We start from the raw sequence: 13,436 nt of genomic DNA on the forward strand, positions 1-13,436 counted from the left end.
GTCAGCCGCGCTCGCGGACCTCGGCGGCCGTGGGGGCGGTGCCCCCGAGGTGCGAGGGCACCCACCAGGTGTCGCTCGCGTCCTTCGGGCGTACCGGATAGGCGCGCTGGGCGGCTTCGAGCAGCTCCTGCACGCGCTCCCGCAGTCGTCGGGTGATCGCACCCGCGTACTGGTCGGTGGGGGCCTCCACCGGCTCGCCGACCCGGATCGTCACCGGGATGTGGCTGCGCCGGAAGTTGCGCGGGCGCCCCTTCGTCCACAGGCGCTGGGTGCCCCACAGTGCCATCGGGATCAGCGGCACGCCGGCCTCCTGGGCGAGACGTGCCGCACCCGACTTGAAGCTCTTGAGGGTGAAGGACTCGGAGATGGTCGCCTCGGGGAACACCCCGACGATCTCTCCCGAACGCAGCGAGGCCAGCGCGTGCTCGTACGCGTCCTCGCCCTGCTTGCGGTCGACGGGGATGTGCTTCATGCCGCGCATCAAGGGGCCCGAGACCTTGTGCCGGAACACGGATTCCTTGGCCATGAACCGCACCAGCCGCTTCTGCGGCAGCGCCGCGAGCCCGGTGAAGATGAAGTCCAGATAGCTGATGTGGTTGCTCACCAGGACTGCGCCACCGGTCTTCGGGATGTGCTCCGAACCCTGAGTGTCGATCTTCAGGTCGAGCGCCTTGAAAAACGTACGAGCGGCGCCGATGACCGGCCGATAGACGAGTTCTGCCATCTGGAGAAGACCCTTCTTCAGCGCCTGGGGAGGGTTCTCCCGGCGGAAGTTACGCAGCCGTAGGTTTTCGGCATTGGGCCGATCGTGCCCCATACGAGTCGTGGTGGCCAGTCTCGGCGGACGCGGGGCGCGAGATTCTCGTCACGTGGAACGGCGGGGAATGTCCTGACGGCCGTGGGTGCTGATCCTTTGCGTAGAGCTCTGGCAGGAGGCGGCAGGTGGACGGGCGGACCCGTACGGACAGGCTTGATGCGGCCCAACTCGGCGTGGAATTGGGGGAGAGGGCCACGCTCGTCCAGTTCTCCAGTGCGTTCTGCCAGCCCTGCCGGGCGACCCGGCGCACCCTCGCGGAGGTGGCGGACATGGTCGAGGGTGTCGCCCATGTCGAGATCGACGCCGAGGCGCATCTCACTCTCGTACGCGCCCTCGGCATCAGCCGCACCCCGACCGTCCTCGTTCTCGACGCCGCGGGACTGGTCGTCCGCCGGGCCGTCGGACAGCCGCGCACCGTCGATGTCGTCGCCGCCCTCGGACAGGCGATGTGACGGACCGTGATGCTTCTCCCACCTTGTGGGACGCTCTTGACTGCACCCGCCACGCATCGTCACTCTGACGCTATGCCGCCAGAACTCCTTCTCTACGGCCGGGTCCACATCGACCTCGCCCGTCACGCGAGTGCGCGCTGTCCGGATGCCTGAGTACCCAAGGCCCCGCACATCCGACGCGCAGAAGGACATCTCCATGACGGCTTCACCCGAGACCGGCGATCCCCGGACGGCATCTCCGGACCTCCTGCGTTCCGTGTTCCGGCAGCACGCCGCCGGTGTCGCCGTGATCACCGCCGCGGGCGACCGGCCGGTGGGATTCACCGCCACCTCCCTCAACTCCGTCGCCGCCGACCCGCCGCTCATCTCCTTCGGCGTGGGGACGTCCTCCTCCAGCTGGCCGGTCGTGGCGGAGGCCGACCACATCGGCGTCCACATACTCGGAGAGCACCAGCGGGAACTGGCCGCCACCTTCGCGCGCAGCGGCGCCGACAGGTTCGGCCCGTCCACCGGTTGGCGCAGTGGGCCCGAAGGTGTCCCGGTACTGGACGGCGTGCTCGCCTGGCTGGTCTGCCGGGTCGTGGCGCGGATCCCTGCGGGGGACCACCGGATCGTGATCGCGCAGGCGGTCGTCGGTGATCCGGCCGGCGGCGGCAGGCCGCTCGTCTATCACCAGGGCAGGTTCACGGCTCTGCGAGACTGAGACGCGCGCGTTGGTGCCGGGCTGACGGGCGTAGGCCAGATCACAGCGCAAAGCGCTTGCTTAATCGGCATCCCATGGGTGTACTGGCGAGTAATATTACGGTCGGAGCGTCGGTCGCCCCGACCGGAAATCGCCCCATCAGGCGCCTATGCTGCGTGCAACAAGGCAGCCCGGAAATGACGATGCAGTAGGAGAGCCGGCGTGAGCTTGAGGATCGTTGTCTGTGTGAAGTACGTGCCCGACGCGACCGGTGACCGGCATTTCGCCGATGACCTGACGTTGGATCGTGAGGATGTCGACGGTCTGCTGTCGGAGCTGGATGAGTACGCGGTCGAGCAGGCGTTGCAGATCGCGGACGCGGCGGACGATGCGGAGGTCACCGTGTTGACGGTGGGTCCGGAGGACGCCAAGGACGCGTTGCGCAAGGCGTTGTCGATGGGTGCGGACAAGGCTGTTCACGTCGAGGACGACGATCTGCACGGTACGGACGCGATCGGTACGTCGTTGGTACTGGCGAAGGCGCTCGAGAAGACGGGTTACGACCTGGTGATCTCGGGGATGGCGTCGACGGACGGCACGATGGGTGTGGTTCCGGCGCTGGTCGCGGAGCGTCTGGGTGTGCCGCAGGTGACGCTGCTGTCGGAGGTGTCGGTGGCGGGCGGTGTCGTACGGGGCCGTCGTGACGGCGACTCGGCGTCGGAGCAGCTGGAGGCGTCGTTGCCGGCGGTGGTGTCGGTGACCGACCAGTCGGGCGAGGCGCGCTACCCGTCGTTCAAGGGGATCATGGCGGCGAAGAAGAAGCCGGTCGAGTCGCTGGATCTGGATGATCTGGGGATCGACGCGGACGAGGTGGGCCTGGCCGGCGCGTGGAGCGCGGTCGAGTCCGCGGCACAGCGTCCGGCCCGCACCGCGGGCACGATCGTCAAGGACGAGGGCGAGGGCGGCAAGCAGCTGGCCGAGTTCCTGGCCGGCCAGAAGTTCATCTGAGCCCCGGCTGTTCCCTCACCCCCGCCTACCTCGCACACGCAGGAGATTGAAGTCCCATGGCTGAAGTTCTCGTCTATGTCGATCACGTGGACGGTGCCGTCCGCAAGCCCACCCTGGAGCTGCTGACGCTCGCCCGCCGCCTCGGCGAGCCCGTCGCCGTCGCTCTGGGCGCCGGTGCGGCGGACACCGCCGCGGTGCTCGCCGAGCACGGCGCGGTCAGGGTGCTGACCGCCGAGGCCTCCGAGTTCGCCGACTACCTCGTCGTGCCGAAGGTCGACGCGCTCCAGGCCGCCTATGACGCGGTGTCCCCGGCTGCCGTGCTGCTGCCCTCCTCCGCGGAGGCCAAGGAGATCGCGGCCCGTCTCGCGGTACGCATCGGCTCCGGGATCATCACCGACGCCGTCGACCTGGAGGCCGGTGATCAGGGTCCGGTCGCCACGCAGTCCGCTTTCGCCGCCTCGTACACCACCAAGTCCCGTGTCTCCAGGGGTGCCCCGGTCGTCACGGTCAAGCCGAACTCGGCCCCGGTCGAGCCGGCACCGGCCGCCGGCGCGGTCGAGGCCCTCACGGTCTCGTTCTCCGAGCAGGCCACCGGCACCAAGGTCCTCTCCCGCACTCCGCGTGAGTCGACGGGGCGTCCGGAGCTGACCGAGGCCGCGATCGTCGTGTCCGGCGGCCGTGGCGTCAACGGCGCGGAGAACTTCCACGTCATCGAGGCGCTCGCGGACTCGCTGGGTGCCGCGGTCGGCGCCTCGCGTGCGGCGGTCGACGCGGGCTGGTACCCGCACACCAACCAGGTCGGCCAGACGGGCAAGTCCGTCTCGCCGCAGCTGTACATCGCCTCGGGCATCTCGGGCGCCATCCAGCACCGGGCGGGCATGCAGACCTCGAAGACGATCGTCGCGATCAACAAGGACGCCGAGGCCCCCATCTTCGACCTCGTCGACTACGGCGTCGTCGGCGACCTCTTCAACGTCGTCCCGCAGCTCACCGGCGAGATCACCGCCCGCAAGGGCTGACCCGCCAGCCACACACGCACACGGCACGGCCAACGGCCCGGGGCCGCACGGTGGAACCCACCGCGCGGCCCCGGGCCATTTCCGGTCACCATTGACGCACGTACGGCGGCCCTTATAACTTCACTATACGGATTGCTGATTCCGGGAAGCGGAAACAGTGAGAGTGTGGAGGGTGCGGAAATGGGTCAGCAGGAGAAGGTGGCGACGAGCCTCGCCGGTGCGGTCAGCGACGGGATCAGCGCCTCCCTCAAGGCGGTGGACGCCGAACTCGCCCGCCGCTACCCGGGCGACCCCGGTACGCGCCAGCCCGTCCACACCGTCTACGTACCCGGGGACACCTTCACCGCGGGCACCATCCGCTCCTGGGGCGACCAGGCGCTCCAGGCGCTCGACGAGCACGCTCCGGACGCCGCCTCCCTCGCAGCGGTGCTGGGCATTCCGGACGAGCTCGCCGGCCCCGTCCACGACCGCGTACGGGCCAAGCTGAGCCGCGAGCCCGTCGAGGACCTGCGGATCGACTTCGAGGACGGCTACGGTCCCCGGTCCGGCGCCGAGGAGGACGAGGCCGCGGCCCGTGCGGCCCGGCTGATCTCGGAGGCGTACGCGAACGGCACGGCGGCTCCGTACATGGGCATCCGGATGAAGTGCATGGAAGCCGCGGTACGCGATCGGGGCATCCGCACCACGGACGTCTTCCTCACGGGCCTGATGGAAGCGGGCGGACTTCCCGACGGGCTCGTGCTCACCCTGCCGAAGGTCACGTACCCCGAACAGGTCACCGCCTTCGTCCAGCTCCTCGAAGCCTTCGAGAAGGCGCATGCCCTGCCCTCGGGGCGGCTCGGCTTCGAGATCCAGATCGAGACCAGCCAGTCGATCCTCGCCGCCGACGGCACCGCCGCCGTCGCCCGGATGATCGACGCCGCCCAGGGCCGGGCGACGGGTCTGCACTACGGCACGTTCGACTACAGCGCCTGCGTCGGGGTCAGCGCCGCGTACCAGGCGAGCGACCACCCGGCGGCCGACCATGCCAAGGCCGTGATGCAGGTGGCCGCCGCGGGCACCGGCGTACGCGTCTGCGACGGCTCCACCAACGTCCTGCCCGTGGGGCCCACCCGCCAGGTCCACGAAGCCTGGCGGCTCCACTACGGCCTCACCCGGCGCGCCCTGGCCCGCGCCTACTACCAGGGCTGGGACATGCACCCGGGCCATCTCCCGACCCGCTACGCGGCCGTCTACGCCTTCTACCGCGAGGGCCTGGAGCAGGCGGCGGCCCGGCTCGCCGCCTACGTGGCGAAGGCGGGCGGCGCCGTGATGGACGAACCCGCCACGGCCAAGGCGCTCAGCGGCTACCTGCTGCGGGGCATCGACTGCGGGGCCCTGGACACGGCGGAGGTGGCCCGGCTGACCGGACTGACCCGCGCGGACCTGGACGCCTTCGCCTCACCGCGGCGCGGCGGGCTGACCGTGACCACGCCGTAGGCCCAGCCCGTCCGTACGCCCCGCGCCCGGCTCAGGCCGGGCGCAGCTCGCCCGAACCACGCGGGATCAGCTTCGTCGGGAGCTCGACGCGTGCGGGGGTGTGGTCGGCACCGTCCAGCCGTCGGAAGAGGTGCTCGGCGGCGGTGCGGCCGACGGCCGCCGCGTCCTGGGAGATGACGGTGATGCCGAGCAGATCCGCGAGCTCGATGTCGTCGAAGCCGACCAGGGCGACCGGGCGTTCCCGGCCGGCCAGTACGCGTACCGCGGTCACCGTCACACGGTTGTTGCCCGCGAAGAGCGCGGTGACGGGTTCGGAGCCGGAGAGCATGGTCTCGGCGGCCACGCGGACCCGCTCGGGCTCCGTCGACCCGAGCGAGACCCAGGAGTCCTCGACCGTGATCCCGGCGTCGGTCATGGCGGTGTGGTAGCCACGCAAGCGCTCGGTGGCCGTGTGGATCCGCGGCTGGTCGCCGATGAACCCGATCCTGCGGTGGCCGTGCGCGATCAGATGGGCGACGCCCTCACGGGCACCCCCGAAGCTGTCCGAGAGCACCATGTCGGCCTCGATCCGGCCCGCCGGGCGGTCCACGAAGACCGTCGCTATGCCGGCCTTGATCTCCGGCTCCAGATAGCGGTGGTCGTCCCCGGCCGGGATCACGATGAGCCCGTCGACCCGCCGTGCGCAGAGCGCGAGCACGAGTTCCTGCTCGCGCTCCGGATCCTCGGCGCTGGAACCGTTGATGAGCAGGGCGCCGTGGGCGCGGGCCACCTCTTCCACGGCGCGGCTCAACGGGCCGTAGAAGGGGTCCGCGAGGTCCTCCAGGACCAGTCCGATCGACGCGGTACGGCCCTTGCGCAGCACGCGCGCGCTGTCGTTGCGGCGGAAGCCCAGGGCGTCGATGGCCTCCTGGACCCGGCGCTCGGTGTCGGGTGTGACACCTGGCTCGCTGTTCACCACGCGCGAGACCGTCTTGAGGCCTACTCCGGCACGGGCGGCCACGTCCTTCATGGTCGGCCGGTTGCCGTAACGGGGCTCGGGGTGACGGGCGGTCTCGGCCACGATGCGCTGTCCTGTCGTCGGGTACGGGCTGTCCGGACGCGCCGCGGAGGGTGCCGCGGAGGAGACCGGAGGCTGTGGCGTCGAGCATAGGCCCTGGACAACGTTGTCAGCGGAATGGAGACTAGGCAGACTATCTACTGAAGCCGCAGGTCCCACCCCCTCACCCACGGAGCCCACACCGATGCATACCGACCTCGTCGCCGCGCTGGACATCGGCGGCACCAAGATCGCCGGCGCGTTGGTGGACGGCGACGGCACGCTCCGCGTGCGGGTGCAGCGTCCGACGCCCGCTCGCGAGGACGGCGAGACGGTGATGAGGGCGGCGGCCGACGTGCTGGCGGAGCTGTCCGCGTCGCCGCTGTGGGGCCGGGCCAGGGCCGTCGGGATCGGCAGCGCGGGCCCGGTGGACGCCGCCGCAGGGACGGTCAGTCCCGTGAACGTGCCTGGCTGGCGGGGCTTCCCCCTCGTGGAGAGGGTGAGCTCGGCCACCGGAGGGCTCCCCGTCGAACTGGTGGGTGACGGGGTCGCGATCACGGCTGCCGAGCACTGGCTGGGCGCTGCCCGCGGCCACGACAACGCGTTGTGCATGGTCGTGTCCACCGGGGTCGGCGGTGGCCTCGTCCTGGGCGGCGCGCTCCACCCCGGCCCCAGCGGCAACGCCGGCCACATCGGGCACATCAGCGTCGACCTCGACGGCGACCTGTGCCCGTGCGGGGCGCGCGGCTGCGTCGAGCGCATCGCGAGCGGCCCCAACATCGCCCGCCGCGCACTGGAGAACGGCTGGCGGCCCGGCCCGGACGGGGACGCGACGGCGGCGGCGGTCGCGGCCGCCGCCCGGGCCGGTGACCCGGCCGCCGTGGCCTCGTTCGAACGGGCCGCACAGGCGCTCGCCGCGGGCATCGCCGCCACGGCCACCCTGGTCGAGATCGACATCGCGGTGATCGGCGGCGGTGTGGCCGGTGCGGGTGAGGTGCTGTTCGCCCCGCTGCGCAGCGCCTTGCGGCGGTACGCGACGCTGTCGTTCGTCCAGAAGCTGACCGTCGCGCCGGCGGTCATGGGCAACGACGCGGGGCTGGTCGGCGCGGCGGCAGCGGCCTTCGCCGCGCGTGTGGGCGCGGACGGGGCGGTCTCCGTCTGAGGGCTGTCCCGCAATTCCTGGCGGGCGCACGGCGACAGCTGCGGCGCCTCGCCGCGTGGTCGAAGCGCCCGAATACATCCAGGATGCGGGCGCCTCTCCGCCTTGCGATGCACCGCAGCCGACGCCGCGCGCTGATCCACCAGGAATTGCGGGACAGCCCTTCAGGGGCTTGCAGGGAAGCGACACCTTGATTCTCCGCAAGCCCGTGGAGCGGTCCGCGTCCGGACGGCACGGCGGGTCCGGTCCCGGCGGTCCCTCCGGTGGGCGGCGACGGCGTCGAACGCCGCCGCCACCCGGTCCCGCGGGCGGACGGCCTCAGCGCCTCAGCAGGTGATGCGCAGGTCCGCCCAGTCTCCGTGGTCGGAGTCGACGCCGTCGCCCCCGTCGGTGACCACCAGACGTACGACCTGCGCACCGCTGACATCCGCCGAGACGGACTGCGCCGGCATGGCGTTGGTCAGGACCCCGGTCGACGCCGCCTTCGTGCCGTCCGACCAGATCTCGAACGCCACGCTTCCCTTGGCACCCTTCTCGTCGTCGAGCCCGACGCGCGCCGTCACCGTGCTGCACGCGCCGCCGGCGTAGTACTCGACGGCACTGGCCGCATGCACGCCCAGCCCCTTCGCGTACACCTCGCCGCCGATGGTCAGCGGATGGCCGTCACCGGCAGCGCTCTCACCGTTGCTGGTGTCCTTCTCGACCGGCCCGTAGCCGTTGGACGCGGTGAGCTGGGGCAGATCGCTCAGGTAGCCGCCGCCGGCCGGCGGGGCCACCACCACATGGGCCTGGAACGGCACCGAGGACCGCACCTGCTGCCCGGTGGGTGAGCGGTACTGCGTCGTGAGCGTCAGGTCGTACGTGCCGGTGGCCGTGCCGGCCGGAGCGGTCACATTCCAGCGGGTCGTCAGCGCGCCCCCCGTGGAAAGGGCCGGCGCCGTTGTGGCGGAGTCGGATCCGATCCGCCAGCCGGACGGCCCGCTGAGCGCGGCCGACACCTTCAGGGCGGGCGTCCGGCCCAGATCGGTGACGGTCGTCGTCAGGCGTGCCGTGCGTCCCGCTTCCACCAGCGGGCTGCCGTCCAGGGCCAGTTCCACCGCGGGCGGATACCCCGCCCACTTCTGGTCGGCGGTGACGCGCAGCATCACGGTGCCATGGGCCGGGACTGTCGCGGAGAGGCCGCCCGCGGTGTTGCGTGTGGTCTGCGCCCACAGGTCGCGCACGGTGTACGCGGCGGCCTCCGGGAGACCCGCCGCCACGGCTGTCGTCGAGATCCGCTGCGCGTTCCCGGTCTCGTTGAACAGTGCCACCACCCGGCTGCCGTCCTGCATCTCCTTGGCGACGACCCAGCGCCCGCCCTCGGAGGACAGCACGACGCCCTGCTTGCCCAGCGGGTCCTGGTCGACGGCGATGACCTCGTGGTTCGAGAGGATCCGGTACGTCTCCGGCGTCGCCGTGCGCAGATCGGAGCCGATGAGCAGCGGGGCGGCCATCACCGACCACATGGAGAAGTGGGTGCGGTACTCCGTGTCCGTCATCCCGCCGTTCCCGACCTCCAGCATGTCGGGGTCGTTCCAGTGCCCGGGGCCCGCGGCCGCGGCGAGCGGCAGGTTCTGCTTCATGATCGACAGCATGCTGCTCCAGCTGTCGTTGATGTCGCCCGTGGTCCGCCAGAGGTTGCCCAGTCCGGCGGCCCATTCCCAGGGTTTGTTCTGGCCCCATTCACAAATGCTGTAGACGATCGGGCGGCCGGTGGCGGCCAGTGCGTCCCGCATGGTCGTATAGCGCTCTTTCGCATCGACGCCCTGGTTGTTGCAGTTGTCGTACTTGAGGTAGTCGACCCCCCAGTCGGCGAACTGCTGCGCGTCGCTGTACTCGTGCCCGAGCGCGCCGGGAAGTCCGACACTGTCGCAGGTCTTGGTGCCCGCGCTGGTGTAGATACCGAGCTTCAGCCCTTTCGAGTGGACGTAGTCCGCAACGGCCTTGATGCCGTTGGGGAATCGCACCGGATCGGCTTCCAGCTTGCCGTCCGCATTACGCTGCGGCTTCGCCCAGCAGTCGTCCAGATTGACGAACTCGTAGCCGGCCTCCTTGAGTCCCTTCTCGACGAAGATATCGGCGATCCCCTTGACCATCGCCTCGTCGAACTCGGCCCGGCAGTGGGTCGAGTTCCAGTTGTTGAACCCCATGGGCGGAGTGAGCGCAAGACCGTTGCCGGTTCGTGCGGCCGCGGTCGGCGAAAGGGCGGGGCCCGGGGACTGGGCCGCGGCGGGAACGATGGCTCCCGCCGCGCAGAGGAGGCCTGCGGTCAGCGCTCCGATGACTCTGGGGCGGCTGGTGCGGGTCGTACGGCCTGGAAGATGACGCATCGTTACGTTCCTCCGTACTCGTGCCGAATCCGGTGGCGCCATGTGCACGCCAAGACGAGCGATTACGTTAGAGCGTGTTGAAGTCTGTTGGAAGAGGGGCGGTACCGGTTGTTCGGCATCTCGTCAAAACCCTTGACGTGACTGCTCGTTGGAGGTGAGATCCAAGCGCACGTTCGGTTGTGTTGGGTTGCCTTCCCGGAGGAGGGGGTCATGGCGCACTCGTACGACAGGTCAGATCTGCCCGGCAGTGTCGCGGGACATCGGATGTCCCGGCGAAGCCTGCTGCGTGGCGCGGCAGTCGGAGCCGGCGCGGTCGCGCTTCCCGCGCTGCTCACCGCGTGCGGAGGGGGCCCCGGTGGTGACGGCAAGACGATCACCCTCGGTTCGAACTCGTCCGACCCCATTCCGAAGAAGGCGTTCGCCGACGCCTTCAAGGCTTACGCCGATCAGTCCGACGGCCGAAAGGTGAAGGTCAACACTGTTGACCACAACACCTTTCAGGAGAACATCAACCGCTATCTGCAGGGCAAGCCCGACGACGTCTTCATGTGGTTCGCCGGATACCGCATGCAGTTCTTCGCCAAGAAGGGGCTGCTGTACGACATCAGTGACAACTGGGAGGGCTACGAGGGATTCTCGGACGCCCTGAAGGCGCAGTCCACCGGCGAGGACGGCAAGCAGTACCTCACGCCGTACTACTACTATCCGTGGGCTGTCTTCCACCGGAAGAGCCTCTTCACCGAACGGGGTTACCAGGCGCCCAAAACGCTGGACGAGTACGTAGCCCTCGCCAAGCAGATGAAGAAGGACAAGCTGGACCCCATCGCGTTCTGCGACAAGGACGGCTGGCCCGCAATGGGCACCTTCGACTACATCAACATGCGGACCAACGGATACGAATTCCACAAGAGCCTGATGGCCGGCGAGGAAGCCTGGACGGACAAGCGGGTCAGGGAGGTCTTCGACACCTGGCGGCGCCTGCTCCCGTACTGCCAGCAGGGCGCCAACGGCCGTACCTGGCAGGAGGCGGCGACCAGCCTCCAGAAGCGCGACGCCGGTATGGCGGTCTTCGGTCTGCCGCACCCGGGGGCCCAGTTCCCCAAGGCCGAACAGGACGACCTCGACTTCTTCCCCTTCCCCGTCATCAATCCGGAGCACGGCCAGGACGCAGTCGAGGCGCCCATCGACGGGTTCCTGCTGGCGAAGAAGTCGAAGAGTCTCAAGAACAAGAAGAGCCTGGAGAGCGCCAAGGACCTGCTGAAGTGGCTCGCCACCGGCAAGGCCGAGGACATCTACCTCAAGAGCGACCCGAACAACATCGCGGTCAGCGACCAGGCGGACACCTCCCAGTACTCCACCATCCAGAAGAAGGCCGTCGAGCTGGTGTCGGGGGCGAAGCAGATCTCCCAGTTCCTGGACCGGGACACCCGCCCGGACTTCTCGTCCACGGTCATGATCCAGGCGATCCAGAAGTTCATCAGCAGTCCGAACGACGTGGACGGCCTGGTCAACGACATCGAACGGCAGAAGAAGACCATCTTCGCCTCGGAATGAACCGGGAGTACCGACCGTGTCGTTCATCTCGGGGCGGCGCACCCGACGACGGGGCTCGCGACGGTTCACCCGCCGCGACCTCGTCGTGCTCGGCGCGCTGCTCGGCATACCCGTCCTGCTCGACATCGCCATCGTGTGGGGGCCGACCCTCGCCTCCATCGCCCTCTCGTTCACCAGCTGGGACGGCATCGGCGACATCGAGTGGGTCGGCACGCGCAACTACACGAACCTCTTCACGAACTACCCGCAGTTCTGGCCGGCGGCCCGCCACAATCTGCTCTGGCTCGCCTTCCTCGGCCTGGTCGCCACACCGTTCGGGCTGCTCCTCGCCGTGCTCATCGACAAGGGTGTCCGCTTCAGCCGCTTCTACCAGTCGACCCTCTACATGCCGGTCGTGCTCTCGCTCGCCGTGGTCGGCTTCATGGCACAGTTGGTCTTCTCCCGCGACCAGGGGGCCCTCAACGCGATCGTCGGCGACACCGCCTCACCGACCGACTGGCTGGGCGATCCCGACCTCAACATCTGGATGGTCCTGCTCGCGGCTGCCTGGCGTCACACCGGCTATGTGATGATTCTCTACCTCGCGGGGCTCAAAGCCGTGGACACCTCCATCAAGGAGGCCGCCGCGATCGACGGGGCGAGCGAGTCCCAGACCTTCTTCCGCATCGTCTTTCCGACGCTGCGCCCGGTCAACATCATCGTCGGCGTGATCACCGTGATCGAGTCGCTGCGCGCCTTCGACATCGTCTACGCGGTCAACCACGGCCGCAACGGCCTGGAACTGCTCTCCGTGCTCGTCACCGACAACATCATCGGGGAGGCCAGCCGGATCGGGTTCGGCTCCGCCATCGCCGTCGTCCTGCTGGTCGTCTCCCTGGGATTCGTCGTGACGTATCTGGTGCAGGAGATCCGAGGGGAGAAGGAACGATGACCACGCAAGCAGCCACCGCCCGGCCGGCGCCGCCCGCCCCTGCCCCCGCCACCGTCCGGCGCAGGGTCCGCCCCGGCCGACTCGGTGTGCACGCCTTCCTGATGACGGTATCGCTCGCCTTCCTCGCCCCGCTGCTGCTCGCCGTGTACGCATCGCTCAGGCCCTATGACGAGACCTCGGAGCACGGCTACTTCTCGCTGCCCCGCCATCTCTCACTGGACTACTACCGGCAGGCGTTCACCGACTCGGGCATGACGAAGTACTTCGTCAACACCATGATCATCGCGGTGCCGGGGGTTCTCGTCACCCTCTTCCTCGCCTCGTTCGTGGCGTTCGCGCTCGCCCGGCTGAGGATGCGGGGCGGACTTGTCCTGCTGATGCTCTTCACCGCGGGGAACCTGCTGCCGCAACAGGTGATCGTCACACCGTTGTACGTCGTCTTCAACCGGGTCCCGCTGCCCTACTGGATGTCCGACTCGATGACGATGTTCGACTCCTACTGGGCCGTGATCCTGGTGCAGGTCGGATTCCAGCTCGGCTTCTGCGTCTTCGTCCTGGCCAACTTCATGCGGACCCTCCCGCAGGAGATCCTTGAGGCGGCCGTCGTGGACGGGGCGGGCGTCTGGACCCAGTACTGGCGGATCACCCTGCCCCTGTGCAGGCCCGCGCTCGCTGCTCTGGGCACGCTCCAGTTCACCTGGATGTACAACGACTTCCTCTGGGCACTGGTCTTCATATCCGACGGCGACAAACTCCCGGTCACCTCCGCGCTGAACAACCTGCGCGGCCAGTTCTTCACCGACTACAACCTGCTCGCCGCCGGCTCGGTGATCGTCGCGCTCCCGACGCTCGTGGTCTTCCTGCTGCTGCAGAGGCACTTCATCGCGGGACTCACGCTGGGGGCCGGCAAGGGGTAGGGGCTGAGCAGCC

Annotated in this window: 12 protein-coding genes; 9 read left to right on the forward strand and 3 right to left on the reverse strand. The window is 69.2% G+C overall.

Annotated features, from left to right (window positions below; genetic code table 11):
• Position 1 precedes the first annotated feature (1 nt).
• The gene (locus tag OG538_RS33080) at positions 2 to 724 is read right to left on the reverse strand and encodes a lysophospholipid acyltransferase family protein (protein ID WP_406099199.1); all 723 of its coding nucleotides are present in this window, start codon (positions 722 to 724) and stop codon (positions 2 to 4) included.
• 218 nt (positions 725 to 942) lie between these two features.
• Here OG538_RS33080 and OG538_RS33085 point away from each other — a divergent pair, with 218 nt between their 5' ends.
• From OG538_RS33085 to OG538_RS33105, 5 genes are all read left to right on the forward strand, one after another.
• A complete protein-coding gene (locus tag OG538_RS33085) occupies positions 943 to 1,269 on the forward strand; it encodes a TlpA family protein disulfide reductase (protein WP_406099201.1) in 327 nt (108 codons plus the stop codon).
• Between the two features lie 196 nt (positions 1,270 to 1,465).
• Positions 1,466 to 1,972, forward strand: coding sequence for a flavin reductase family protein (locus tag OG538_RS33090; protein ID WP_406099203.1), 507 nt, complete (start codon positions 1,466 to 1,468; stop codon positions 1,970 to 1,972).
• A 201-nt stretch (positions 1,973 to 2,173) separates the two neighbouring features.
• On the forward strand, positions 2,174 to 2,959 hold the full coding sequence (locus OG538_RS33095; RefSeq protein ID WP_406091517.1) for an electron transfer flavoprotein subunit beta/FixA family protein: 786 nt from the start codon (positions 2,174 to 2,176) through the stop codon (positions 2,957 to 2,959).
• Between the two features lie 56 nt (positions 2,960 to 3,015).
• Positions 3,016 to 3,978, forward strand: coding sequence for an electron transfer flavoprotein subunit alpha/FixB family protein (locus OG538_RS33100; protein ID WP_406091519.1), 963 nt, complete (start codon positions 3,016 to 3,018; stop codon positions 3,976 to 3,978).
• Positions 3,979 to 4,158: 180 nt separating this feature from the next.
• Positions 4,159 to 5,457, forward strand: coding sequence for a DUF6986 family protein (locus OG538_RS33105; RefSeq protein ID WP_406099204.1), 1,299 nt, complete (start codon positions 4,159 to 4,161; stop codon positions 5,455 to 5,457).
• Positions 5,458 to 5,488: 31 nt separating this feature from the next.
• Here the strand turns inward: OG538_RS33105 and OG538_RS33110 are convergent, their stop codons facing one another.
• The gene (locus OG538_RS33110; protein ID WP_406099205.1) at positions 5,489 to 6,517 is read right to left on the reverse strand and encodes a LacI family DNA-binding transcriptional regulator; all 1,029 of its coding nucleotides are present in this window, start codon (positions 6,515 to 6,517) and stop codon (positions 5,489 to 5,491) included.
• Positions 6,518 to 6,698: 181 nt separating this feature from the next.
• Here OG538_RS33110 and OG538_RS33115 point away from each other — a divergent pair, with 181 nt between their 5' ends.
• Positions 6,699 to 7,655 carry an ROK family protein gene (locus tag OG538_RS33115; protein WP_406099207.1) on the forward strand — a complete coding sequence of 319 codons (957 nt, stop codon included), beginning with the start codon at positions 6,699 to 6,701 and terminating at the stop codon, positions 7,653 to 7,655.
• A 323-nt stretch (positions 7,656 to 7,978) separates the two neighbouring features.
• On the opposite strand, the gene OG538_RS33120 is transcribed toward OG538_RS33115, so the two are convergent.
• Positions 7,979 to 10,021, reverse strand: coding sequence for an NPCBM/NEW2 domain-containing protein (locus OG538_RS33120; RefSeq protein ID WP_406099208.1), 2,043 nt, complete (start codon positions 10,019 to 10,021; stop codon positions 7,979 to 7,981).
• Between the two features lie 264 nt (positions 10,022 to 10,285).
• Here OG538_RS33120 and OG538_RS33125 point away from each other — a divergent pair, with 264 nt between their 5' ends.
• The 3 genes from OG538_RS33125 to OG538_RS33135 are packed head-to-tail and all read left to right on the forward strand — an operon-like array spanning position 10,286 to position 13,423.
• A complete protein-coding gene (locus tag OG538_RS33125; RefSeq protein WP_406100405.1) occupies positions 10,286 to 11,575 on the forward strand; it encodes an ABC transporter substrate-binding protein in 1,290 nt (429 codons plus the stop codon).
• 16 nt (positions 11,576 to 11,591) lie between these two features.
• Complete coding sequence (locus OG538_RS33130; RefSeq protein WP_406099210.1) at positions 11,592 to 12,506, forward strand: carbohydrate ABC transporter permease; 915 nt, start codon at positions 11,592 to 11,594, stop codon at positions 12,504 to 12,506.
• Positions 12,503 to 13,423, forward strand: a complete 921-nt coding sequence (locus OG538_RS33135; protein ID WP_406099211.1) for a carbohydrate ABC transporter permease — start codon at positions 12,503 to 12,505, stop codon at positions 13,421 to 13,423. Before OG538_RS33130 ends, OG538_RS33135 begins: the two co-directional genes overlap by 4 nt.
• Positions 13,424 to 13,436 lie beyond the last annotated feature (13 nt).

The sequence above is a fragment of the Streptomyces sp. NBC_01013 genome, assembly GCF_045162765.1.
Lineage (GTDB): Bacteria > Actinomycetota > Actinomycetes > Streptomycetales > Streptomycetaceae > Streptomyces.